Origin of the sequence: Aeromonas sp. HMWF017 (assembly GCF_003061465.1) — a bacterium.
Taxonomy (GTDB): domain Bacteria; phylum Pseudomonadota; class Gammaproteobacteria; order Enterobacterales; family Aeromonadaceae; genus Aeromonas; species Aeromonas veronii.
Genome location: NZ_QAJD01000105.1, coordinates 118,272 through 118,590, shown reverse-complemented (window position 1 = coordinate 118,590; position 319 = coordinate 118,272). Strand labels below are relative to the sequence as shown.

The window sequence follows — 319 nt, the reverse complement described above, 5'->3', positions numbered from 1 at the left end:
CATCTACCTGCGCCTGACCTGCGGCTCGCCGCTCACTTATCCCAAAGTCTAATTGTCGACAAATAACATTTAATTCACATTTTGCTTACATGAGCAGATTGCCTGCTCGTCGGGGTTACCCCATCCACCGCTGACACTCATGTCATGGAGAACTGCAATGGAACAGCAAAGCTATCTGAGGATCCAGCAAGATCCCAACTTCCAGGAGCTGGTCGCCAAGCGCCAGCGTTTTGCCTGGGCCCTCTCGGCTCTGATGCTGGGACTCTACCTGGCGTTTATTCTGCTCATCGCCTTTGCCCCCGGTTGGCTGGGCACCCCC

Annotated in this window: 1 protein-coding gene; it reads left to right on the top strand. The window is 54.9% G+C overall.

From position 1 onward, the window contains the following. Nucleotides 1-157: 157 nt before the first annotated feature. Nucleotides 158-319: DUF485 domain-containing protein (locus DBR30_RS22055; RefSeq protein WP_258224393.1), on the top strand; the 162-nt coding region annotated here is incomplete at its 3' end.